General features: G+C 44.8%; 18 protein-coding genes and 1 pseudogene. 12 read left to right on the top strand and 7 right to left on the bottom strand.

Annotation, left to right across the window (positions count from 1 at the left end):
• Positions 1–3 precede the first annotated feature (3 nt).
• Genes fusA through IH597_05570 form a run of 3 tightly spaced genes read right to left on the bottom strand, consistent with a single transcriptional unit; the run spans position 4 to position 3028 of the window.
• Positions 4–2109: an elongation factor G gene (gene fusA / locus IH597_05580; protein MBE0661920.1), complete on the bottom strand. Its 2106-nt coding sequence runs from the start codon at positions 2107–2109 to the stop codon at positions 4–6.
• A gap of 36 nt (positions 2110–2145) precedes the next feature.
• On the bottom strand, positions 2146–2613 hold the full coding sequence (rpsG, locus tag IH597_05575) for a 30S ribosomal protein S7 (protein MBE0661919.1): 468 nt from the start codon (positions 2611–2613) through the stop codon (positions 2146–2148).
• 34 nt (positions 2614–2647) lie between these two features.
• Positions 2648–3028: a 30S ribosomal protein S12 gene (locus IH597_05570; protein ID MBE0661918.1), complete on the bottom strand. Its 381-nt coding sequence runs from the start codon at positions 3026–3028 to the stop codon at positions 2648–2650.
• Positions 3029–3701: 673 nt separating this feature from the next.
• Between IH597_05570 and IH597_05565 the strand changes: the two genes are divergently transcribed.
• The 10 genes and pseudogenes from IH597_05565 (at position 3702) to IH597_05520 (ending at position 15744) form a co-directional block, all read left to right on the top strand.
• Positions 3702–4679 carry an endonuclease/exonuclease/phosphatase family protein gene (locus IH597_05565; protein MBE0661917.1) on the top strand — a complete coding sequence of 326 codons (978 nt, stop codon included), beginning with the start codon at positions 3702–3704 and terminating at the stop codon, positions 4677–4679.
• 150 nt (positions 4680–4829) lie between these two features.
• A pseudogene (locus IH597_05560) lies at positions 4830–7112 on the top strand (UvrD-helicase domain-containing protein).
• A 351-nt stretch (positions 7113–7463) separates the two neighbouring features.
• Positions 7464–8081, top strand: coding sequence for a DUF4290 domain-containing protein (locus IH597_05555; GenBank protein MBE0661916.1), 618 nt, complete (start codon positions 7464–7466; stop codon positions 8079–8081).
• A 252-nt stretch (positions 8082–8333) separates the two neighbouring features.
• On the top strand, positions 8334–8561 hold the full coding sequence (locus IH597_05550; GenBank protein MBE0661915.1) for a hypothetical protein: 228 nt from the start codon (positions 8334–8336) through the stop codon (positions 8559–8561).
• A 294-nt stretch (positions 8562–8855) separates the two neighbouring features.
• Positions 8856–9692, top strand: a complete 837-nt coding sequence (dinD, locus tag IH597_05545; protein ID MBE0661914.1) for a DNA damage-inducible protein D — start codon at positions 8856–8858, stop codon at positions 9690–9692.
• 369 nt (positions 9693–10061) lie between these two features.
• Entirely contained in the window at positions 10062–11369 is a 1308-nt protein-coding gene (gene murA, locus IH597_05540) for a UDP-N-acetylglucosamine 1-carboxyvinyltransferase (protein ID MBE0661913.1), read from the top strand.
• Positions 11370–11540: 171 nt separating this feature from the next.
• Positions 11541–12104 carry a nucleotide exchange factor GrpE gene (locus IH597_05535; protein MBE0661912.1) on the top strand — a complete coding sequence of 188 codons (564 nt, stop codon included), beginning with the start codon at positions 11541–11543 and terminating at the stop codon, positions 12102–12104.
• Positions 12105–12137: 33 nt separating this feature from the next.
• Positions 12138–13301 carry a molecular chaperone DnaJ gene (dnaJ, locus tag IH597_05530; GenBank protein ID MBE0661911.1) on the top strand — a complete coding sequence of 388 codons (1164 nt, stop codon included), beginning with the start codon at positions 12138–12140 and terminating at the stop codon, positions 13299–13301.
• A gap of 143 nt (positions 13302–13444) precedes the next feature.
• Positions 13445–14398, top strand: coding sequence for an ATP-binding cassette domain-containing protein (locus tag IH597_05525; GenBank protein ID MBE0661910.1), 954 nt, complete (start codon positions 13445–13447; stop codon positions 14396–14398).
• Between the two features lie 11 nt (positions 14399–14409).
• Positions 14410–15744 (top strand): ABC transporter permease, encoded by a 1335-nt coding sequence (locus IH597_05520; protein ID MBE0661909.1) that lies wholly within the window; start codon positions 14410–14412, stop codon positions 15742–15744.
• A 317-nt stretch (positions 15745–16061) separates the two neighbouring features.
• Here IH597_05520 and IH597_05515 read toward each other — a convergent pair whose 3' ends face one another.
• From IH597_05515 to IH597_05505, 3 genes are all read right to left on the bottom strand, one after another.
• A complete protein-coding gene (locus tag IH597_05515; GenBank protein MBE0661908.1) occupies positions 16062–17462 on the bottom strand; it encodes an MFS transporter in 1401 nt (466 codons plus the stop codon).
• 426 nt (positions 17463–17888) lie between these two features.
• The gene (locus IH597_05510; GenBank protein MBE0661907.1) at positions 17889–19115 is read right to left on the bottom strand and encodes a DUF116 domain-containing protein; all 1227 of its coding nucleotides are present in this window, start codon (positions 19113–19115) and stop codon (positions 17889–17891) included.
• 121 nt (positions 19116–19236) lie between these two features.
• Positions 19237–21711 (bottom strand): TonB-dependent receptor plug domain-containing protein, encoded by a 2475-nt coding sequence (locus IH597_05505; GenBank protein MBE0661906.1) that lies wholly within the window; start codon positions 21709–21711, stop codon positions 19237–19239.
• Positions 21712–21938: 227 nt separating this feature from the next.
• Here IH597_05505 and IH597_05500 point away from each other — a divergent pair, with 227 nt between their 5' ends.
• Both IH597_05500 and IH597_05495 read left to right on the top strand, forming a co-directional pair.
• The gene (locus tag IH597_05500; GenBank protein MBE0661905.1) at positions 21939–22712 is read left to right on the top strand and encodes a hemerythrin domain-containing protein; all 774 of its coding nucleotides are present in this window, start codon (positions 21939–21941) and stop codon (positions 22710–22712) included.
• A 5-nt stretch (positions 22713–22717) separates the two neighbouring features.
• Positions 22718–23326 carry a response regulator transcription factor gene (locus tag IH597_05495; protein ID MBE0661904.1) on the top strand — a complete coding sequence of 203 codons (609 nt, stop codon included), beginning with the start codon at positions 22718–22720 and terminating at the stop codon, positions 23324–23326.
• 181 nt (positions 23327–23507) lie between these two features.
• Here IH597_05495 and IH597_05490 read toward each other — a convergent pair whose 3' ends face one another.
• On the bottom strand, positions 23508–24071 hold the full coding sequence (locus IH597_05490) for a thioredoxin family protein (protein MBE0661903.1): 564 nt from the start codon (positions 24069–24071) through the stop codon (positions 23508–23510).
• Positions 24072–24100: the final 29 nt, after the last annotated feature.

Below are 24100 nucleotides of genomic sequence, written 5' to 3'. Positions count from 1 at the left end.
ATTCTATGCTTTTACTAAATAACCTTTGGTCTTTAAAACAACTTCTTCTGTAACATTCTTTGGCGTTTCGCTGTAATGAGAAAACTCCATAGTGGAAGTTCCACGGCCGGAAGTGAGACTACGAAGTGTTGTCACATAACCGAACATTCCGGAAAGTGGCACTGTGGCTCTAACAGCCTGCATATTGCCTCTTACCTCAATGCGTTCAACGCTGGCACGGCGGCGGTTAAGATCGCCTGTAACTTCGCCGATAAATTCTTCGGGGCAAACAACCTCAAGGCTCATAAATGGTTCGAGCAAAACAGCCTGGGCTTTGCGTCCGGCTTCCTTGAAAGCCAAACGGGCAGCAATCTCAAATGCAAGCTGATCGCTGTCAACAGCATGGAAAGAGCCGTCGAGCAGGGTAACTTTCAGGCTTTCGACCGGGAAACCGGCAAGAACGCCATTCTGCATACCAAGTTTAAATCCTTTTTCAATTGGAGAAATATATTCTTTTGGGATGTTTCCGCCTGTAACCTTGTTGATAAACTGCAATCCGCGTTCGTTTTCATCAGCAGGGCCAAATTCAAATACGATATCGGCAAACTTGCCGCGGCCGCCGGTTTGTTTCTTATAAGTTTCGCGGTGTTTCACTGTTGAAAGGAAAGCTTCCTTATAAGCAACCTGTGGTGCACCCTTGCTTACTTCAATACGGAACTCTCTTTTTAGCCGATCGGTAATGATATCAAGATGCAGTTCACCCATTCCGCTGACGAGGGTCTGACCGGTTTCTGAATCAACTCTTACAATAAAAGTTGGATCTTCTTCGGCGAGTTTATGTAAGGCAATATCCAGTTTATCAATATCATCCTGTGTTTTTGGCTCAATCGCCATGCTGATCACAGGTTCGGGGAAAGTAATGTTTTCGAGTACGAGGGGACTTTTCTCTTCGCAAAGTGTATCGCCTGTACGAATATCTTTGAACCCAACGGCGGCGCAGATATCTCCGGCCTCGATATAATCAATCGGGTTTTGCTTGTTGGCGTGCATCTGGAAAATGCGCGAAATTCTTTCTTTTTTCCCGGTTGTTGTGTTCAGAACCATTGTACCAGGTTTGAGCTCACCGCTATAGACCCTGAAAAATGCAACGCGCCCGACAAACGGATCGGTTGTGATCTTGAATGCCAGGGAGCAGAAAGGATCTTTGTTGGTTGGGTGGCGCAATTCTTCTTTCTCGGTGTATGGGTTGATTCCTTTTACGGCTTCAAGATCATACGGATTTGGAAGATATGCCACGATGGCGTCGAGTAAATGCTGAACGCCTTTATTTTTAAATGAAGCTCCGCAGATTACCGGTGTAATCCGGAGTTCAAGCGTAGCTTTGCGAACCGCTTCAATAATTTCTGCTTCAGAGATTCCATCAGGATCAGTAAGGAACTTTTCGAGTAAGGCTTCGCTTTCCTCGGCAGTGCCTTCAATCAATTTGGTGCGGTATTCATGAACCAATTCTACCATATCTTCGGGAACCGGGCCTTCGTCGAAATTCGACCCCAGGCTCTCATCGTCCCATACATAGGCTTTGTTTGCAATCAGATCAACCACGCCAATAAAATTATCTTCGCTGCCAATGGGTAGTTGGAGTGGAATTGGATTGGCTCCCAATCTTTCCCTGATCTGACCCACTACATTAAAGAAATCAGCGCCCGACCTGTCCATCTTATTGATGAAGCTTATACGGGGAACTTTGTATTTATCCGCTTGTTTCCAAACAGTTTCCGATTGTGGTTCAACACCGCCCACAGCACAGAACAGCGCAACAGCGCCATCGAGTACGCGAAGCGAACGCTCAACCTCAACCGTGAAATCTACGTGGCCGGGAGTATCAATGATGTTAATCTTGAATTTCTGGTCGTGATGGTTCCAGAAAACAGTGGTTGCGGCTGAAGTGATTGTAATGCCACGTTCCTGCTCCTGCACCATATAGTCCATGGTGGCGGCGCCGTCGTGTACTTCGCCCATACGGTAATTCACACCAGTATAATACAATATCCGCTCAGTAGTTGTGGTTTTACCCGCATCTATGTGAGCCATAATGCCAATGTTGCGCGTATATTTTTGTCTGCCTGACATTGTTATTGTATCCCGTTGCTTTACCTTAATTATTGATTAAAACCTGAAATGGCTGAATGCCTTGTTGGCTTCTGCCATACGGTGTGTATCTTCTTTCTTTTTGAAGGCTCCGCCTTCTTCCTTTGCTGCAGCCATGATCTCAGAAGCCAGTTTCTGGCCCATTGATTTTTCATGACGTTTGCGTGCATACCCAATGAGGTTTTTCATGCCGATGGATTGTTTACGTCCGGGGCGGATTTCAGATGGAATCTGAAAAGTTGCACCACCCACGCGACGGCTTCGAACCTCAACGGCAGGGGTAACATTGGTCAATGCTTTTTTAAACAATTCCAGGCCATCTTCCTGTGTTTTTTCAGAAACCTTATCAATGGCTTCATAAAAAATTCTGTAGGCTGTGCTTTTGGCTCCCATTAACATAATGTTGTTCACAAACTTTGTGACCAAGGGATCATTGAATCTGGGGTCGGGGAGAATTATTCTCTTTTTGGGTCTTGACTTCCTCATTGTGCAATTACCTTATATTATTAATGCGGGTAAATTATTTTTTCGCCTTAGGCCTTTTGGTTCCGTATTTCGATCTGCGTTGGTTGCGGCCATCAACTCCGGCAGTATCCAAAGCGCCGCGGATGATGTGATATCTTACACCCGGAAGGTCTTTCACCCTGCCGCCACGGATCATCACGATGGAGTGTTCCTGGAGGTTATGGCCTTCGCCAGGGATGTAAGCATTCACTTCTTTTCCGTTGGTGAGCCTTACCCTGGCCACTTTACGCATGGCTGAGTTAGGTTTCTTGGGAGTAGTGGTATAAACCCTGACACAAACACCGCGTCGTTGCGGACATGAATCAAGGGCCGGCGATTTACTTTTATCAACCAGTTCTTTGCGTCCTTTTCTTACCAGTTGCTGAATTGTAGGCATAATTTACGCTTTGATTTATTAAACACCCTTTGAATTTGGGGGTGCAAAAGTACAACTTTAATTTTACCAATGAACCTGTTCAAAATAAAAAATAGGTCAGGCTTTCCTGCGAACCGGACGACTGAGAACTTTTCACTATGTAAGATAGGAATGGAGAGAAGGGTAGTTAACCAGACATCCACAGTATCTTAATTGATTAAAGGCCAGGGGCGTGCCTTAATGATCTGATACCGGTGAAACCTATAATTGTCTGCTCTTCTCAGGTTTCCTTAAAACTTACTAAGCTTTAAAGCTTGTCAGCCAGGGGATATTTTCCCTGTTCCGGCCCCATTTTTTGCGGGTGCAAAGATAGAAATAGTTTTTAATTAACAAATCATGGGGTAAAATATTTTTTTATTTGGCTTGCCGGTCATAAGAATATGCACCAATGATCTCATCAAGAACAAAGTGGAGATTTTGTTTCCGCGGAGAACATCATTGAATGTGCAATTCAATATTTCATTATTGCTTTAAGAAGCTCTGCCAGTAGCGGCAAAGCAATCAAAAAGTGAAAATGTCGGAAAATGTGGCATTTGAAAATTACAAATTATCCGGTGTAACGTCTCTTATGTCTGACCACTCAATTAAACTCGCTTGCTGATTTTTGTTAGCTTTGTGAAATTATTCCAGGCGTATGAACACCGTGTTTATTGTATTGTCCGTATTAACTGTCATCTCTACGGTAATTGCCATGGCAGATAAAAAAGCCTGGTGGATCAGGATTTTTGATTTCCCGCGACCGCAAATCATTTTAGTTCAGATTATTTCAATTGCCGGATTGCTATTGATCGAAGAAAACCTGTCGTTGACCAATGGTATTCATGCAGGCATTACGCTTCTGGCCCTTGGAGTTCAGATTACCTATATCTTTCCCTACTTCCCTTTTGCTAAAAAAGAAGTGCCCGATATAAAATCATCATCAGTCAAAACCATTTCGATATTGGTGGCCAATGTGCTGATGGATAACCGGGAGAGCAAAACCTTGCTGAAGCTTGTGGCACAATATCAACCCGATATTTTTCTTGCCATTGAAACCAACGATTGGTGGGCCACGCAGCTCGATGCAATTGCAGAGCAATACCCGCATCATATCAAATGCCCGATGGACAATACCTATGGAATGCTGCTTTATTCAAGGTTCGCACTTGAAAACGGAAAGATTGAACACCTTGTGAAAAAATCCGTTCCTTCGATTCATGCAGATGTGATTGCCGGAAACTTTACTTTTAAACTCAGTTGCCTGCATCCAGAACCCCCGACTCCCGAAGAAGCCGAAACTTCGCGCCCCCGCGACCGGGAACTTCTGTTGATGGCCCATAAAGTGAAAGAAACTCCCGGGCCATGGGTCGTGCTTGGCGACCTTAACGATGTTGCCTGGTCGGATACTTCCATTAAATTTCTGCGCATCAGCAATTTGAGGGATCCACGCAAGGGCCGGGGTTTTTACAATACCTACGATGCGAAAAAACCATTTATGCGTTGGGCGCTCGATCATGTTTTCCTTTCCGATCATTTCCAAGTTTCAACAATGAAGCGCCTTCCAAACATTGGCTCAGATCACTTTCCGATTTACCTGAAATGCGGAGTTGAAGTATTGCAAAGCAGTGATTAATATGACAGCCCACATTTCGGTATCCTGCAGGTAGGTGAAAGATGGATTAACCTTAGCACATTAACGCGTTAACACCTTCCACCTCCACGCATTTTACTACTTTTGCCTCCTCAACCGAAGGGAAAATTTGTGGATAAACTGCTCAATGATTTAAACAAGGAACAACGTGAGGCCGTGCTGCATACCGATGGCCCCAGCATGGTAATTGCCGGCGCCGGATCAGGAAAAACACGGGTGCTTACTTACAAGGTGGCATGGCTCGTACATAAAGGGGTTGACTCGTTCAATATCCTGGCCTTAACGTTTACAAACAAGGCTGCCAAGGAAATGAAAGAACGCATTGTGCACCTGGTTGGGCCGGATGCCCGCAATGTGTGGATGGGAACTTTCCATTCTATCTTCGCCCGATTGCTGCGCGCTGAAGGCCACCGTCTGGGGTATCCTTCCAACTTTACGATTTATGATACCGATGATTCCAAAAGCCTGCTCAAAAACATTGTGAAGGAACAGAACCTTGATCCGAAAGTTTACCAGCCAAACTACCTGCTTGGAAAAATTTCATCATGCAAATCAAACCTGATTTCGGCTCAGGAATATAATGAGAGCGAAGAGTTTACAACCAACGACAAGCTGGCCGCCAAACCCGAAACCGGCCGGATTTTCCTGCTCTACCAGCAACGATGCTTCAAAGCTTCCGCCATGGATTTTGATGATCTCTTGTTCAATACCTATATTGTTCTGAGGGATTTCCCGGATGCATTGTACAAATACCAGCAACGATTCAGATACATCCTCGTTGACGAGTACCAGGATACGAACCATGTGCAATACCAGATCATAAAAAAGCTGGCTGCCAATAACGAAAACATCTGTGTGGTCGGCGACGATGCCCAGAGCATATACGCATTTCGCGGGGCCAACATTCAGAATATTCTCAACTTCAAATACGATTACACCGATCACAAAGTATTTAAGCTGGAACAGAATTACCGCTCCACCAAGATGATTGTGAACGCCGCCAATTCCATCATCGTTAACAACAAGGATCAGATTTTTAAAGAAATATGGACTGAAAACGAGGAAGGCTTCAGGATTAAAATTCTGAAGGCACAGTCCGACAATGAAGAAGGCAGCCTGGTAGCCGCAAGCATTTTTGAAAACAAGATGAATTTCCAGTTGCAAAACAGCGCATTTGCCATTCTTTACCGAACCAATGCACAATCCAGGGCTATGGAAGAGGCGCTGCGCAAACTGAATATTCCTTACAGAATCTATGGCGGGCTTTCCTTTTACAAACGCAAGGAGATAAAGGATTTGCTGGCGTATTTCCGTATCGCCATCAATCATAACGATGAAGAAGCTTTTAACCGCATCATCAATTACCCGGCCCGTGGCATTGGTAAAACCAGCATGGAAAAACTCACAGCTACTGCGGGCGAAAGCGGCAAAAGTCTCTGGGAAATTGCCGGTGAACCTAACATCCTTCGCGGACTTGTTAATTCAGGCACAGCGCAGAAGATCAGCGATTTCACGGCAATGATCAGGAGTTTTACGGTGCAGTTGAAAACCCGCAATGCTTACGAGCTGGCAAAGCTTATTGCTTCGTCTTCGGGCATTATAAAGGATCTTGAAGAAGATAAAACCCCCGAGGGTGTGAACCGTTTGGATAATATTGAGGAATTGCTAAATGCCATCAGGGAATTCACCGAAAAAGAGCCCGAGCTGCCGAAAGAAAACGGCAATGGTGAAAAGCAGCAATTTGGTCTCGAAGATTTTATGCTCGATATTGCCCTGCTCACCGATGCCGATACTGACGACAAGGACGATATGAACAAGGTCTCGATGATGACCGTACACTCAGCCAAAGGGCTGGAATTTCCTTATGTTTTTGTGGTCGGCCTGGAAGAAAATCTTTTCCCTTCATTCCAGTCGCAGATGGCGCGTGCCGACCTGGAAGAAGAGCGCCGCCTGTTTTATGTTGCTGTGACCCGTGCCCGCGATCGTCTTTTCATTTCCTATGCCGAAAACCGTTACCGCTGGGGCGAGTTGATAAGTTGCGAACCCAGCCGCTTCCTTGGAGAGATTGATTCAAGGTACATTGAAATGCCTTCTTCGAACCGTGGGCGGCATTTCCAGATGAAAGTGCCAGGTTCGAACCCGGAAGATGCAGCACGCATTCCGGTTTCGCTGCCAACAAACAAAAACCTGAAACCATTTAAGCAGGCCGAACTGATGGCGGGCAATGCCAATGTGCTAAGCCCTGATTTCACTGAACTGCAAACCGGGATGGAAGTAGAGCATGAACGCTTTGGCCGGGGCAAGGTCATCAGCCTCGAAGGGGTAGGTTCGAACCGCAAGGCAACAGTTTTTTTCCCGCAAATAGGTCAAAAGCAATTGCTGCTGAAGTTCGCCAAGCTGAGGATCATAAAGTGAATGGAACGCGGATGACGCGGATGCGGCGGATAATCGCGGGGAAGAGCAGGCAGTTGGCAATATGCAGTTGGCAATAAAATACATCGCTCCCCGCCCGTACCGAAGCGGCAGGTTCGAGTGGACATTACTCCATTACTCCAACCATTTAACCAATTAACCAATTAACAAATTAACAAATTGACAAATAAACCAATCCAGGCTTCGACAAGCTCAGCCACCAGAATTTTTACACTTGTTTCAATCAAAAGAGATTTCGTAACTTTGCCGCCGAATACTCAAATGCAGGCAAATAATCGCTTTACCTTCAATGCCGCACACATTTACCCAGGCTAAACTCCTTTAATTCATTTTATGGAATACAACAGTCAGCGTTCAAAGCTTATCGTTCCTGAATATGGCCGGAACGTACAAAAAATGGCCAACCATCTTCTCACCATCGAAGACCGCGAAAAACGCAGCCGCATGGCCAAAACCCTGGTGCATATCATGGGGCAGTTGCATCCGGAAATCAAAGATGCTCCCGATGCCCGCCCGAAACTCTGGGATCACCTGCACATCATCACCAATTTTGAGCTGGATGTTGACTCGCCCTACCCAAAACCTTTGAAGGAACTGCTTGAGAAAAAGCCCAATCCCATGCCTTATGCACAGGAAAAGATTCCCTTGCGCCATTATGGCAAAAATATTATCAGGATCATTGAAACCGTTGCCGACCTAGAAGAAGGAACCGAAAAGGAAAACCTTACCAGGGCCATTGCCAATCACCTGAAAAAATCTTATCTGAACTGGAACCGCGATTCAGTAACCGACGACATCATTGCCGATCACCTGAACAACCTTTCCAAGGGTAAACTCACACTCAGTGAAACAACCCGATTGCACGAAACCAGTGATATTCTTGCCCGTCAGCGAAGTAAAAAGAAATTCATTCCCAAGCCCCAAATGAAAAACAGGGGCCGGAAGAAGTAGAATGCTGCATAAACTAGGCAAGCCCACTGAGTTATACACCCGTGTAACTTTAAAATTCTCCAAAAAATAAAATCATCCTTCGATGATCCTTAGGTAATTGTTTTATTTTTACTTCTTCAAAGGAGAAAAGAAATGATTGCAGTCATACATATACAGCCATTTTGGGTTGTATTGGTGTGATTTTGTCATACATATAAACGAATTAACGGCCAGCTTAAGAAACAGACACCTTTTAACAACCAATTAAACCAAATGATTAAAGAATTAATTATCACTGACAAACAAAAGTATCTGGAAAAAAATTACCCTTTTGAAGGCGCCCCTAAATTAACAGATAGAATTGAATGCATTCACTGCAGTTCAATTTTTACGGTTGGCGTTTATAAAGTATATAAAGATGAAACCTGTTTTGAATTTATATGCTGCCCAAATGCGCCAGAATGTAACGGTACAGTAATTGATTGGATAGATAATGATTAAAAGCTAGGTGCTATTAGCGTGTATAAGCCATTGCTGGCAGAGGGTTTGCGAGGGTTGGTCCTCTGGTTACCTTATGGCAACTCGACATCACAGCACCTTGATCACGCAAAGACTCATACTCACGGGCGTTATCATTAAAGCTAAAACAGTGCCTACCATTTAAAAACCGAAATAGATGGCTATGAAAACCAAAATCTTATGAGTATTATTTTTAGGGGTTTTGGTTTCATGTGATAAAGAAAAATTTCAGTCACACTGCTAAAATGATAATTCCAGAGCTTAAAATAATGCTAAATGAAATCTGACGAAATTAAAAATTTGTTTGCTCAATTTGAGGCTGCTGCCTCAGATTTAGAGGGTGTAGAATGCTGGAGCGCAAGAGATTTACAAGAATTATTAGGATATAGCAAATGGGAAAATTTTGAAAAGGTAATCCAAAAAGCAAGGGACGCATGTAGTAATGCTGGCGGAGTAGTGGATTATCATTTTCCTGACATCAGGAAAACGATACCCATGCCAAAAGGAGCTGTGAAAGAAATAGATGACATTCTTTTAACACGGTATGCTTGCTATCTGATTGCGCAAAATGGAGATAGTAGAAAAGAGGAAATTGCGTTTGCTCAAAACTATTTTGCAGTACAAACTCGTAGAGCAGAATTAGTTGAAAAACGAATTCTGGAATTTGAAAGAGTAAAAGCTCGTGAGAAATTAAGCCAAACTGAAAAACAACTTTCGGGTATTCTTTATGAGCGTGGGGTTGACAGCCAAGGCTTTGCCGTAATTAGGAGTAAAGGAGATCAAGCTTTATTTAGGTTAAATACCAAAATGCTCAAACGCAAAATGAGAGTGCCAGATAGTCGACCTGTTGCTGATTTTCTTCCAACAATCAGCATAAAAGCAAAAGACCTGGCAGCAGAAATGACAGGATTGAATGTACAAAGCAAAGACTTGAAAGGACAAACAAAAATTGAAAAGGAACATATTGATAACAATTTTGCCGTTAGAAATATGCTCACACAAAGAGGAATAGTCCCAGAAAATCTTCCACCTGCTGAAGATGTGAAGAAATTGCAACGGAAACTTGATGGAGATGAGAAAAATTTATTGAAAGGGAATAAAAAGAAAAAATGACGGAAGTTAAAGAATACCAGGCGGTACCATCGTATAATTAATTGCCGTTGCGGTGCTGACAATCAACATTATCAACCGCATCAGCCTCGGTGCTTATCGATAAGAAAGCACCCCGTATTCCGCAATTAATTATAAATGTGCGCCAACAAGGCTAAGAACATCCTTCATAAAAGAATCAGTCTTGATTTTTAAATAACAAGAGTTCTTATTTAAGAAATTTGGCTAAAATTTTAATAAACGCTCTAAACCCAACTAAACCCTTTAAACTTTCTAAACCCTCTAAACCCTCTAAACCCTCTAAACCTCTAAACCCAACTAAACCCTTAAACCCTCGAAACCTTCTAAACCAATTTAAACAAAACACAAACCATGAGTTCATTCGAAATCCAGGGAGGAAAACAGCTAAGCGGTGAAATCACCCCGCAAGGAGCCAAAAACGAAGCTTTGCAGATATTGTGTGCCGTTTTGCTTACACCTGAAAAAGTCAGCATCCATAACATCCCCGACATCATTGATGTAAACAAACTTATTGAAGTGCTGCAGGACCTGGGTGTCAAAGTTGAAAAACATACACCACATTCCTACACATTCCAGGCCGACGCAGTTGATATTGAAATATTAAAAACAAAGGAATTCAGGAAAAAGGCTGCCAGTCTCAGGGGTTCTGTCATGATTATGGGCCCGCTGCTGGCACGTTTCGGAGTGGCATACATTCCGCAACCTGGCGGCGATAAAATCGGCCGGCGCCGGCTCGATACGCATTTTAGCGGATTTCAGAACCTGGGGGCTAAATTTGATTATGACCCGGATCTCAAAATCTATCGCGTGGATGCGAGCAAATTGAAAGGCGCTTATATGCTTTTGGATGAAGCCTCCGTAACCGGCACAGCCAATATCCTGATGGCAGCAGTGCTCTCAAAAGGCAACACTACCATTTTCAATGCAGCCTGCGAACCCTATCTTGCCCAACTCTGCCGCATGCTCAACCGCATGGGAGCCAGGATCAGTGGTGTGGGATCCAACCTGCTTACAATACAAGGTGTTGACGCGCTCAAAGGCTGCGAGCATACCATGTTGCCCGACATGATTGAAATTGGCAGTTTTATTGGCATGGCAGCCATGACCCAATCGGATATCACGATCAAAAACATTGACTTTCAGGAGCTGGGGATAATCCCTGATGTTTTTAAACGCCTTGGAATAAAAATGGAACAGCAAGGCCTGAACCTTCACATTCCGGCCCAGGATCATTATGAAGTAGAAACCTTTTTGGATGGTTCCATCATGACCATTGCTGACGCACCCTGGCCGGGCTTCACCCCTGACCTTATCAGTATCGCGCTGGTGACGGCAACTCAGGCCAGAGGTACCGTGCTTATTCATCAGAAAATGTTTGAGAGCCGGCTGTTCTTTGTTGACAAACTTATAGATATGGGAGCCCAGATTATTCTTTGCGACCCCCACCGCGCTACCGTGATTGGTTTGAACCGCAAGTATCCGTTGCGCGGGGTAAGGATGACATCGCCTGATATCCGTGCTGGCGTGGCGCTGCTGATTGCGGCGCTCTCAGCCAAAGGCACAAGCATCATTGATAATATTGATCAGATTGACAGAGGCTACCAAAACATTGATGAGCGCCTGAGACAATTGGGGGCATCCATCAACCGGATCAATTGATGATGGAAGCCATGCGGGCAAAAGCACACTTCACAAAAATTCATTTCAATGTCAATTTGTCGCAAACACGCTGCTGGCAGGTTATTTGATAAGCTTCCGCCTGCTGCCTGCGAATTGTGGCAACATTATTTATTGGTTCAAACAAAAACAAACATAAAATACCGCTTGACCATGGCAAAGAAGAAATCGAAAAAAACCGAGAAGCAGCATCCCGAAACTAAGGAGAACGAAATGAAGCAGGAAGAAAATTTTGGTTCAGCACAAGAGCCAGTTGAAGAGAAACAAAGCGAGCTGGAAATAAAACTCAGAAAACAGGTTGATGAGCTCAAAGACAGCAATCTCAGGCTGCATGCCGAGTTCGACAATTACCGGAAGCGAACCATCAAAGAAAAGATTGAGTTGAGCAAAACAGCATCGGAAGAGGTTATATCAGAGTTACTGCCCGTACTCGATGACCTTGAAAGAGCACTGCAAAACCTGAACAATAACGCGGATGATGCCTTTATAGAAGGAATAAAACTAATTTACAACAAACTGCTTAGAACCCTTACAAGCAAAGGACTGGAAGAAATGCAGGCTATGGGCCTGGCATTCGACACGGATTTTCACGAAGCAATCAGCCATTTCCCTGCTACTGACGAAAACCAAAAAGATAAAATTGTTGATGTGGTTCAGAAAGGTTATAAACTACATGGCAAGGTTATTCGTTTTGCAAAGGTTGTTGTGGGTTCGTAATACAAATTAAAAGATTTATCTGGAGAAGCAATTGTGGCAAAAAGAGACTATTACGAAATATTGGGTGTTGAACGCAACGCTGACGAAACTGCTATCAAGAAGGCCTACCGGCAGTGCGCCCTGAAATATCACCCGGATAAAAACCCGGGCGACAAGCAAGCCGAAGAAAACTTCAAGGAAGCTGCCGAGGCTTATGAAGTGTTAAGCAATGCCGACAAACGCGCTAAATACGACCGTTTTGGCCATGACGGCCTGAAGAATATGGGCGGTGGCGGATACAGCGGAGGCGGCATGAGCATGGAAGATATCTTCAGCCAGTTTGGCGATGTCTTTGAAAATGCATTTGGCGGTTTCGGTGGTTTCAGTAATTTCGGCGGAAGGCAATCGCAACAGCGCAGGCGTGTGAACCGTGGAACCAACCTTCGCGTGAAAGTTAAGCTCACGCTCGAAGAAATTTCGAAAGGCGTTGAGAAAAAGATTAAAGTTCAGAAATATGTCGGTTGCAACGAATGCAGCGGAAGCGGCGCCCGTGGCGGAGGATCGTACAATACCTGCTCAACCTGTCATGGTTCGGGGCAGGTAACGCGTGTTACCAACACTTTTCTTGGTCAGATGCAAACTACAAGCACTTGTCCGGCTTGCGGGGGTGATGGGCGTACCATCAGCGATAAATGCCCGGCCTGTGCCGGAAATGGCATTGTTAGGGGCGAGGAAGTCATCAGCATTCATATTCCTGCTGGAGTCGCTGAAGGAATGCAACTCTCCGTGAGCGGCAAAGGAAATGCCGCCGCGCGGGGTGGCATTCCCGGCGATCTGATTGTATTGATTGAAGAGCAAAAACATCCGCAATTGATCCGCGATGGCCAAAACCTGTTTTTTGAACACTATGTGAGTTTCTCCGAGGCAGCCCTCGGCGAAAGCCTTGAAGTTCCTACCCTTGAAGGCCGTGCCCGTATTAAAATTGAGCCTGGAACACAATCCGGTAAAGTATTGCGTTTAAAGGGCAAGGGGTTGCCTTCAGTTGACAGTCATGGGCGTGGCGATTTGCTGGTTTCAATAAATGTTTGGACCCCGCAGGCGCTTTCAAAAGAAGAGCGCGCAATTATTGAGAAACTCAGGGATTCAAAGAATTTTCAGCCCAGCCCTACCGGCAAGGAAAAGAACTTTTACGAACGGATGAGGGAATATTTTCAGTAAAAAGAATTGCTGCCTCCTAAACATGTAAGATATTTACAGGCGCTTTTAACCTTGCGCAATGCAAACATTAATAATCTGAACACGTTAACAATCTTCGATATTCTTTTTGGATCACTTCTTCAAAAACCACTCAATCAATAACAATGGAACTCTTTACTGCCAACAATGTAGTTAAACAATTTGCGAACCATCTGGCGCTAAACAAAGTTAGCATCAGCGTTCGCGAGCAAAGTATCTTTGGTTTGCTGGGTCCCAATGGCGCTGGTAAAACAACGCTGATCAGGATCATCAACCAGATCACCGCGCCCGATGAAGGTGAGCTGTTTTTTGCCGGAACCCGGCTCATTCCAAAACACACGGAGCAAATCGGTTATTTGCCCGAAGAGCGCGGACTTTATAAAAAAATGAAAGTCGGTGAACAAGCGCTGTACCTTGCCCGTCTCAAAGGTATGAGCAGGAACGAAGCCGACCTGCGTCTGAAAAAATGGTTCACACGAATGGACATACAGGGGTGGTGGGATAAAAAGGTGGAAGAGCTTTCAAAAGGCATGCAGCAAAAAATACAGTTCATTGTTACTGTGATTCATGAACCGCGCTTACTTATCTTCGACGAACCTTTCAGCGGTTTCGATCCCATCAACGTCAACATCCTGAAAGAGGAAATTCTGCGGCTGCGCAAGGAAGGCTCAACCATCATCTTCAGCACCCACAACATGGCTTCAGTTGAAGAACTTTGCGACGATATTGCCCTGATCAACAAATCAGAGAAAATCCTTGAAGGACGTGTGAAAGACATCCGTCAGGATTACAAAAGCAACACATTCAAAGTAGTATGCAATTCGCTGAACGGCGATTTGAACCAGGTGCTGAAACCCGGGTTTAATGTTATTGAAACTTCAGAAGACGAAGGTTTGAAATTATATAAGATCAAGGTTCCTGAAAAAACAAGACCCAACGAACTGCTTCAGAACCTGCTACCTCATGTTGAAATCCACAGTTTCCAGGAAATACTGCCATCCATGAATGATATCTTTATACAAAAGGTGAGCGATGCCACCGGCAAATCTACAGTTAACGAAATTGCAAACAACCTTTAAGCCTGAAAGTCATGAGCAAAATATCACTTATCATACAAAGGGAATACCTTACAAGGGTCAAGAAAAAATCATTCATTGTAATGACAATCCTCGGCCCAATCCTGATGGCAGCATTGTTTATTGTGCCGGTGTATTTATCGCAAATGGGGGGAGATACCAAAACCATACAGGTTGTTGATGAAACCGGACTGTTCATTGAACGCTTCGAAGATACCGAGCAACTTACCTTCAAACCACAGCTTACCGATATTGAGACTGCCAAGCAGCATTTTCCACGCAGCGGCGATGACGCCCTGTTGTACATTCCAGCAACAGAATTAAGCGTTCCCACTTCGGCATTCCTTTATTTCGACAAACAGCCAACCATGGTCATGAAATCGCATATCAGCAGCACCATGCGCCGCGAAGTGGAAAGCCTGAAACTGGCCGCTTCGGGTCTTGATCCGGATATTGTAAAATCCATCAAAAGCAGTGTGAACCTGATGACCATCAAACTGCACGAAGGCGGCAAAGAGGAAAAGAAATTCTCGGAAGTAGCAACCATTGTGGGTTTTGCTTCCGCGTTCATGATCTACATTTTCATTTTCATGTTCGGAAGCCAGGTGTTGCGTGGCGTAATCGAGGAAAAAACCAGTCGCATCGTGGAGGTAATTGTTTCGTCAGTGAAGCCATTTCAGTTAATGATGGGCAAGATTATTGGCGTTGGCATGGTAGGTCTCACTCAATTTCTGCTTTGGATCGTACTCACTTTGTTGATCGTAGTTGGCTTTCAAACAGCATTTCCTTCAAAATTCAAAGCCCCGCAAACCGATAAAATGCTTGTAACCGATAGCCGCATTGCAAGCCCGGTTCAAATTACAGAGGACACCATGCAGATGGACGACTCTATGATGGCTCAGGTTGCCGAAGGCGTCCGTTCAATTAATTTCGGAACCATCATTTTTTCATTCCTTTTCTTTTTCATTGGTGGTTACCTGCTGTATGCAGCCTTGTTTGCGGCTATCGGAGGGGCCGTTGACAGCGAAACCGATTCTCAACAGTTCATGTTCCCGATCACAATACCGTTGATCATCGCCATTGTGATGGCACAGTATGTGATTAACGAACCCAATGGCGCTATTGCCTTCTGGTTCTCAATCATCCCGCTCACTTCACCAGTGATTATGATGATACGAATTCCTTTCGGCGTGCCGTTTTTCGACCTTGCCTTATCGGCAACCCTGCTTGTTCTTGGCTTTCTGGGCGCTACCTGGATGGCTGCAAAAATCTACCGCACCGGAATTTTGATGTACGGCAAAAAGGTGGATTATGCGGAGTTGTGGAAGTGGCTGAGGTATAAGGGTTGATAGCGAAGAGCTTGGGGCTTAGGGATAGAGAGATGGGGAGACAAGAGACTGAGGGACTAGGAGAAAATGAGAATTTGAGAATTTGAGATGAAGAGATCCGGAAACTTGAATCTTGAACCCGAAACAGCGGCAGTGGCAGTAGTAGTCCACATCTAAGTTAGATTGTACTCAACCCGGAGCCTTGAACTTTGAACATTTAACCCGGCGCGGATCAGCAAGCTCAGCGACTGGAACATTGAACCTTGAACTTTAAACTTTGAACCAAAAACGGCTGATTTCCTTGCGGAAGTCAGCCGTTTTAATTTTACTGAAGGTTTTTAGCTTCTTTTATTTGGTAGATCAAGGCCAAAACCATGTTTCTTATCTACTGCTTTGAGCACTAGTGCAAGGATCATCGCCAGTACACCAAAACCAGCGAAAATTAGTTCCGGCACAGTATAATTATATTTTGCATTGAGGTCTCCGCTTGCGATAGCCTCGGCTACACCAGGGTTGGAGGCAGTAAGCGCCCAACCAATCAGAATGGGTACGGCCAGCAGGCCGATATTCTGAATCCAGAATGTTAAGCCGTATGCTGAACCCAGGAATCGCTCTTCTACAATCTTGGGAATGGAAGGCCACATTGAAGCAGGAACCAGTGAAAAAGCCAGTCCAAGGATAACAATGGTGGCATATGCAATAAATGGAGTAAACGCTGCAGCAGGTACAAGCGCAAAAATTAAATGCGAAACAGTAAGCAGAATAGCCCCATACAGCATCATGGTAGCCCCCCAACCTTTCTTATCGAGGAATGCGCCAATAAATGGAGTAAGAACCATAGCGCCGATCGGGAAGTATGAGAACATGGCTGCAGCATCTTTGATATTGATATCAAGTTTGGAGGCCAGCATATCAGTTGCAAATTTCTGGAACGGGAAAATAGCCGAATAGAACAACACGCATAATCCGGCAATAGCCAGGAAGCCAGGGTTTTTCAGGATCAGCCAGAGATCGCTTATGCGAAAAGCCTCTTCGGGTTCAGAGCCGGCAACAACACCTTTTTCCTTGTCGAAGCGCGCATCCATAAAGGTGTAAATAAAGAATGTGAGAAAACCTACCATAAGGAAAGCAACTCCCCAGAAGATGGCATTGACTGCGCCACCATTTTCGGCGAAAATAGGAGAAAGGCGAAATACAGCAAAAACGCCTAATCGGGCCACCGCCATTTCCAGTCCCATGGCCAGGGCCAGTTCTCTGCCTTTGAACCATTTGACAATTGTTTTTGAAACAGTAATACCCGCCATCTCAACACCAATACCAAAAATAGCAAACCCGAAGAAAGCCAGCTTGGCTGAAGAAGGAACGACCGTCCAGAAAGTATCGAGCCAATTGGCCAAACCGGTTCCGGCAAAAGCTTCGGTAAGCGCATAATACTTGATGGCTCCACCCACAACCATTGCCAGGCCTGCTGTAATAATTGTGAACCGAATGCCCATCTTATCCAGTATGATCCCCGAAAGGATCAGGAAGAAGGCGAAAACGTTCAGGAAAAACTCTGAACCTCCCAGCATGCCGAAAGTTTCTGGTGTCCATCCGTGGTTACGTTCAAGCAAACTTTGAAGAGGTGCAGCAACATCCACAAAAAAGTAAGCAAAGAACATTGTTAATGAGATAAGTGCGAGGGCAATCCAACGGGCCGTTTTTGACTCGCTCAGTAGTTTTTTGACGTTTTCTTTCATACGGTTTGATTTAATTTATTTAAACTATTACAGAACACTTTCAAAAAAGTGAGGCAAATGTATTGTAATAATTAATAAGTACCACAGGCCGCGAAGCTAATTTTGGGTTCGCTCAATGGCGGAAGGACTGATCGGCATAATAAAAACTCCGTAGTAATACAAGGAAGGTTTTGCGGGCTTAGCACTGAGAAAGCTACCAGACTAAACTACGAAGATAAACACATGCATTTCTCAGGGCGGGCCTTGCGCCAGCAGCACGCGTAGTGCCGCACTGCTCTCTGCACTATGAAAACATAAGTTTACTGCGGCACGGTTCGTGCTGCGCTGCCAAAACCTGACGTAGAATTCAAGGAGTTTTTATTAAGCCTTGAACTTTTGGGTACTTTTGGTTCAAGCCAAAAGTACCATCTTAACTGAATTTCAGGTTCAGGCGTTGCAGGCGATCAGTTCTTTTCTCTTGTTCGAAACGGGACGGTTGAGAAGCGGAGCTCTTCCGCCATTAAATTTCCTTACAAGTTCCGTGTCATTCAACGTTGTGGCAGTAGCCACCGTTCGCCAATGTTTGCATCCGCTGCTGTTGAGCACCACGCATTGAGCCGGGATGTTTAATTCCTGTAATGTCCATCCACCAGAAACCAGGTTCGTAAGGCAGGCAACCCCAACCACAGCGGTTTGCCCATTGGTATTATCCTTCAGCCAATCGGGTGGTCTGGAAGCGTGATGCATGATGAATACTTCAAACCCATGTTGTTGCCCAAGTTTTCTGTATCGGTTAATCGCACAGTTTTCATTGCAAGCTTTGCACTTATCGCCTTCAGGACTGTTCACCGTGGCCTTGCATCCGGCTGCGGCACTGCCTCTCATGCAGGGCGGAAGTAGCAGCACTTTCCTCCTTGTTTTCATAAAATTTTCAAAACTACTTTCATTCATCACTTCTGCAGCCAGCATGTTCAAATGATACTCCACACTTGTCTTGTTCACAGATATGGCATCTTCGCGGTGGAGGTATGAGGTGCGAACCTTTTCAAGGAAGTCGTTCACGTGCTGGGTATAAGCGCCCATCTTTTTTTCGGCATAGGCTTCGAACCAATCGGCCAACTGGCCTGCTACGGAAAGATAAACGGATGATTCAATTGCTGAAAGTGACTTCAGGAATTCATACCAGTTTCTGATTCTTCTGGCTTCGGGCCTGAACTCTGCTGTAGCTTCAAGCCAATGAATAAGGCGTTGAAGATTCGGGGTTGACGGAAAAAGAAAGCTGTGCTTGTATTTCTCTTTCATTAAAAGCGCCATACCAAAGCGCCCCCTCATTGAATCAGCTATTTTTTTGTAAATTCCACCCTTACGGCGCAGAGAAGCAAGGCCCTGCATAAAAACCCTCGACAAATATGTTGATCCTTTTGTATATCCGCCATATCTCCGGTAATAAACACCGAGCAATAGTGCCTCAAAAAGATATTCATTGCGGCTGAGTAATTTTTGCGCAGGATATTGCTCAGTGCGGTACACAAGGTATTCGTCAACCAGGTCGCCTGCCTGTTCTTCACAAACCTGCATTACTACCTTGGTAAATCTTTCAACATCCTCATAATACTTTTCAGCATTATCCGATCCGTTTTCTAATGAGTAAGTTAGCGTGTTATTAGTTTTCATCTTGCCGCGAAATATATGGTTTGGCAAAACTAAACCAGCGATAAAGCCTGGTAAAATCTATTCCGGTGAATGACGAAAAACACCCTGCAGAAAGGGTGCTTCAAAAGGTAAAAGATGTGTACTAAAAGTTCCAGCCGAGGCCAATCATTAGCATTCTCGGCAAGCCAACCCGGATTCCCTGTGGCCTGCGTGAGGCAATATAGCGTTCGTTAAAAAGGTTCTTAACAGTTGCTGAAATTTCCAGTCCGGTATCGCCAATTTCATAATAAGCCGCAGCATCAAAGAGAAGGAATGCATCCATTTCACCGATCTGGCCGTTGGCAGTTGCCTGCATGTACTTATAATCTGGGTCGCTTGCAGAGAGTTGGATAAAATCAAATACATTTCGTGTATTGAGCACATCCGTGAATTGCGCGCCCGTATAAGTGCCACTAATCCTCAATCCGAGCCCAAACGGAGAATCAAGCATTGCATGGCCATTCAGCATCCATTCGGGGGCGTAGGGTGTGCGCTTGCCTTCAACGTTTACAAACAAGGTGTCCGCGGCACTGCCCTTTGCTATCTTTTCGATGATCAGGCGCTCGCTGCTGAAAACTGATTTCACGTAGGTTGCATTTAATCTGAACCCAACAAAATATCCGCTGCCTGCAAGTGCTATGCGGTTCGCAAAAAGGCTTAGTTCAGCTCCTGTATGGCGTGTATGACCACCATTGATCAATCCAGTCCCGCTACCACCCGATGATTCTGAAACCGGAATCACCTGGTTCGAGAAATCCATATAAAATGCCGTTAGTTCAAGTTCAACTTCCCCTGCGAGCAATGTGCGGCTGCCTAATTCCATATTCCAGCTTTTTTCGGCATCCAGTTGTAAATCCTCCCCGCTGTTACTTATGGCATCTTTGATGCGAGGTGGTGCGAACCCACGGTGTATGCCGCCAAAAATATCAACCTGATCGCTGGCGCTGAAATTAAACCCGGCGCCGGGAATTGCTGCCAGCACGTTGCCCGTTGTACCAAGAAGTGTATCCTTGTTGCCGAGCCTGAGAATGGATCTTTCATAAAACAGGCTTTCGAAACGGAATCCTGCAGTAAATGCCAGGCGTTCGCTAACAAGGAACTTGTTTTGTAAATATGCACTTGCGGCTTTTCCGGTTCTGATTTCATCATCCTGCAGATTCCCTGAAATCGCATCGGCCATTTGGCCATTCACCCGCTGTTCATAAGCACGCTCAAACATAAAGCGAATTCCGGCATCCAGGTGGTTTTGCATGGTTCCGATAAAAAAGCGGCTACTCAAACGGGGTTCGATACCAGCAACTTCGAATTGCCGGTTGCGGTTGCCGGTGCTGTTGCGCATGTAAATAGCGCCACCTGATAAGCTTTCATCGCCAAAAACAACACCCGTTTGGTTGGAAGCCGTGGAAGAGCCCGAGAAATCCTGGCGCCGCCAGTTGCGGGTGGTTGTATAGCCAAAAAGTATTGTTTTGAGTTTTGTTTGTTCTGTGATCCGGTAATTGTGCACGGCGCTTGCCGAATAACGCCGAACATCAAGGTTGTCGTGGGGCGCTAAAACCGTGAAATCATTTCCACCTTCATCATACATGGCCTGGGTAAGCCCGATATAGGTTGAATTGGAATTCTCATCATAAACCCCCATCTTGATCATAAGACCGGAACGTGCGTTGAGGGTCGTTTTGTATTTCAGCGAAAGATCATCGAGCTGGAAAGTGGTTGGCCCCAATGCATCGGCCTGTTTGCGCAGGTAATTCACCAATATGCCGGAATTACCGAAAGTATTTCCGTAATTGAACTGGCCGGTAAAAAAACCTCCTTCGCCACCACGGATCAGAACATTGCCGGAGCTTTCAGCAGGCGGGTCGGCTGTGATATAATTTACAACGCCACCAATGGTTTGCGGCCCGTAAAGTATTTGTCCATTGCCTTTGAGAACCTCAAGACCGGCCATGCGTTCAATGGCTGGTGTAAAATACATTTCAGGTTCTCCATAAGGCCCCAAAGCTACCGGGATTCCATCTTCGAGTATAAGTACGGTACGGCTTTTATCGGGGTCGAGCCCGCGGATGCCAATGTTTAAACGCAAACCAGCGCCTTCTTCTTCCACAACGTTCAAACCCGAAATTCCTCTTAACAATTCATTTCCACTCAATGGCGCCCTATCTTTCATTTCTTGTTGTCCTATCACGCTGATGGATCCTGGTAACATCCGCAACTGCCCTACCCTGCTGCCCGATATAACAATTTCTTCTATCATCCGGATATCCGGGTCAATTATAAAATTTATTTCAAGTTCCTGATCAGCTGCAATCACAATCTCCCTTTCCACTGCCTGGTAACCAATTCCCTGCACACGCAAGGTATGATGGCCGGGTGTAAGCTGCAACTGATAAAATCCATCTTCGCTTGTGGCTGTGCCATGATGAGTGCCTTTAGCATAAACGTTAACAAACGAAGCCGTTCCTGACAGGCTCTCAACTTTGCCGAAGACTCTTGTGGTTCGCACATTTTCTGAACCGGCAAAGGCATTTGGAGAAAACAATAGAATGATGAGGGTTAGGAGTGATATTGTGGCTTTCATTGATTGGTTTTTTATTTAGGGCACAAAACTAATCCCACTCAAATATCAGTACAATCCCTCATTTTAGGTATTTTTTTACCGGATTACCACAAGGAATATGCCGCTGGAGTTGCTAAATCATAGAATCACAATTGGTTGTCTTCAATATCGGAATCCGGCTTCAGAAAATCAATGAACAGTGGTCTGACATAATTGTTACTTTTGAACCCGGATATAAACAACTAACAATGACACAACGCACCATCAACGGCGATATGAAAATGGCCGGGTTGATCCATCTTGATCCCCGGCTTCTGCCAGTAATTAACCGCTTCGGCATCAGGCTGGGCTTCGGCGACCAAAGCATTGATGAAGTATGCCGATCCTTTAATGTTGATACCAGGTTTTTTCTGGAAATAGTGAATGCATTTCATGACGAGAAATATTTCCCGGCAAGCCATCTTCAGCAATTTGATGCAGGTATGATCATTAATTATTTAAGTGCAACCCATCATTATTATCTTGAAGTGAAGGTTCCGGAATTGCAATTGCTTATTGACAGGCTGGTTGAGAATACAGGTCCGGAGCATAGGAATACTTCCGAACTGCTGAGCAGCTTTTTCAGCAATTATGTTGCCGAGCTGAAAGATCACCTCAAACTTGAAGAGCAAGGCACTTTCCCTTATGTATTGTCGCTACAACGCCAGCTTGATGGAATAGTGCAGGAATCAGGAACTGAAAAGCTTAATGAAGAATACAGCATGTATGAATTTATTGAAGAACACAGCAATCTCGAAGACCAGTTGCTTGATCTCAAAAACATCATCATTAAGTACATTGATTCGCCTTTGAACAGCAATCTCTGCAACAAGATACTTGATGCCCTATTTCAACTTGAAAGCGATCTACGCGATCATGCAAGAATTGAAGATAAAGTGCTGGTTCCAAAGGTGAAGATGATGGAAAAGAAACTCACTGCGAGTAAAAGCAGATCAGGATCATCAAATCTTCAAAATGAATGAGCGCTATGCGAAAAGTAAGTTTCGTCATAGCAAGCCCTTCATTCCTGATGCGCTCGGCGCTCGATGGTCTGATCCAGCAAAGACCTCATGCAGAAGTGGTGAAACAAATTACTAATAATTTTATGCTCACTGACCAGGTGCAGCATTACAGACCCGATTATGCCATATTGGATACCGCCTTACTTAGGTTAACCAATGATTTCAATTTAATAAATGAATTTCCGGGAACGTCCACAACGCGGTTTATTGCCCTGTCTCCTGATCAAGAGTATGGCCTGGCCAATGCGAAGTTTTATGATGTGATCTCTTACCTTGAGGAATTTGATTCGATTCACCAGAAAATTGAAACCTGGGTCAACCAACTGAGCCATGATGAAGATGACAACTGCAGTTCAAGGGATCTCAGCAAACAGGAAAAGAAGGTTTTGCAGTTGCTGGCCCTGGGTCAGACCAACAAAGAAGTAGCTGAAAAGCTATTTATAAGTACGCATACAGTAATGACCCACCGGAAAAACATCACCCGCAAACTTGGTATCAAAACGGTTTCGGGTCTTACGGTTTACGCGATCCTGAATAAACTGGTGGATGTTGCCGATATTCAGCGGCAGGTATAATCATTAGGTATGAGTCTGTTCTGAAAAGACATTATTCGTGAGATTATCTAAAATAAGTCCGTTTGATATCAGTGATTGTCTGTATTTTAGAATTCATTATTCGTGCATCCACCCCGGCGGACAGGTTCGTGGCAAAAAACACCATTTCGAGGGGACTCAACATTGAAATCAGCAACGGCGCTTACAATTGCACCTTCCATTTTATATTACAGCCAATACTCGGAAGTTGTTCTTCAGGAACCTTTTCACCTTTTAAGAGAAGATCAAGTGTGTTGCGCAAGTCAGTTCCCGTTACTGGCATTCCATTTTCAGGCCGAGAAGCATCAAATTGTCCGCGGTAAACCACTTTGCCTTCGCCATCCAAAACATTGAAATCGGGGGTGCAGGCAGCATCGTAAGCTTTGGCTACTTCCTGGGTTTCATCGAAAAGATAAGGAAAGGGGAAATCATTTTGAGTTGCAAAAACTATCATTTTCTCGGGCGAATCCTCGGTGTAATTCTCCACATCATTTGAATTGATCATCACAAACGAAACGCCTTTGGGAATATAGTCTTTGCCCACCTGCACCATTTCCTTGATAATGTGTTTCACAAAAGGACAGTGGTTGCAGATGAAGGCCACTACTGTAGCCTTGTCAGATTTGAGTCCGCTCAACGAAAGTTCTTTTCCCGATACAACATCAGGAAGTGTAAAATCAGGGGCGGTAAAGCCCAGGGGTATCATGTTTGTGGGTGTGCGTGCCATAATCGTTTTTACTTCTTATAACCGTAGAT

Source organism: Bacteroidales bacterium (assembly GCA_014860575.1).
Taxonomy (GTDB): Bacteria; Bacteroidota; Bacteroidia; order Bacteroidales; family JAAYJT01; genus JAAYJT01.
This window is presented reverse-complemented; position numbering and strand designations above follow the sequence as displayed.

Bases quoted from the DNA above. Each gene is read 5' to 3' on its own strand.
- fusA (MBE0661920.1), bottom strand. From the start codon at position 2,109: ATGTCAGGCAGACAAAAATATACGCGCAACATTGGCATTATGGCTCAC.
- rpsG (MBE0661919.1), bottom strand. From the start codon at position 2,613: ATGAGGAAGTCAAGACCCAAAAAGAGAATAATTCTCCCCGACCCCAGA.
- IH597_05570 (MBE0661918.1), bottom strand. From the start codon at position 3,028: ATGCCTACAATTCAGCAACTGGTAAGAAAAGGACGCAAAGAACTGGTT.
- IH597_05565 (MBE0661917.1), top strand. From the start codon at position 3,702: ATGAACACCGTGTTTATTGTATTGTCCGTATTAACTGTCATCTCTACG.
- IH597_05555 (MBE0661916.1), top strand. From the start codon at position 7,464: ATGGAATACAACAGTCAGCGTTCAAAGCTTATCGTTCCTGAATATGGC.
- IH597_05550 (MBE0661915.1), top strand. From the start codon at position 8,334: ATGATTAAAGAATTAATTATCACTGACAAACAAAAGTATCTGGAAAAA.
- dinD (MBE0661914.1), top strand. From the start codon at position 8,856: ATGAAATCTGACGAAATTAAAAATTTGTTTGCTCAATTTGAGGCTGCT.
- murA (MBE0661913.1), top strand. From the start codon at position 10,062: ATGAGTTCATTCGAAATCCAGGGAGGAAAACAGCTAAGCGGTGAAATC.
- IH597_05535 (MBE0661912.1), top strand. From the start codon at position 11,541: ATGGCAAAGAAGAAATCGAAAAAAACCGAGAAGCAGCATCCCGAAACT.
- IH597_05525 (MBE0661910.1), top strand. From the start codon at position 13,445: ATGGAACTCTTTACTGCCAACAATGTAGTTAAACAATTTGCGAACCAT.
- IH597_05520 (MBE0661909.1), top strand. From the start codon at position 14,410: ATGAGCAAAATATCACTTATCATACAAAGGGAATACCTTACAAGGGTC.
- IH597_05515 (MBE0661908.1), bottom strand. From the start codon at position 17,462: ATGAAAGAAAACGTCAAAAAACTACTGAGCGAGTCAAAAACGGCCCGT.
- IH597_05510 (MBE0661907.1), bottom strand. From the start codon at position 19,115: ATGAAAACTAATAACACGCTAACTTACTCATTAGAAAACGGATCGGAT.
- IH597_05505 (MBE0661906.1), bottom strand. From the start codon at position 21,711: ATGAAAGCCACAATATCACTCCTAACCCTCATCATTCTATTGTTTTCT.
- IH597_05500 (MBE0661905.1), top strand. From the start codon at position 21,939: ATGACACAACGCACCATCAACGGCGATATGAAAATGGCCGGGTTGATC.
- IH597_05495 (MBE0661904.1), top strand. From the start codon at position 22,718: ATGCGAAAAGTAAGTTTCGTCATAGCAAGCCCTTCATTCCTGATGCGC.
- IH597_05490 (MBE0661903.1), bottom strand. From the start codon at position 24,071: ATGGCACGCACACCCACAAACATGATACCCCTGGGCTTTACCGCCCCT.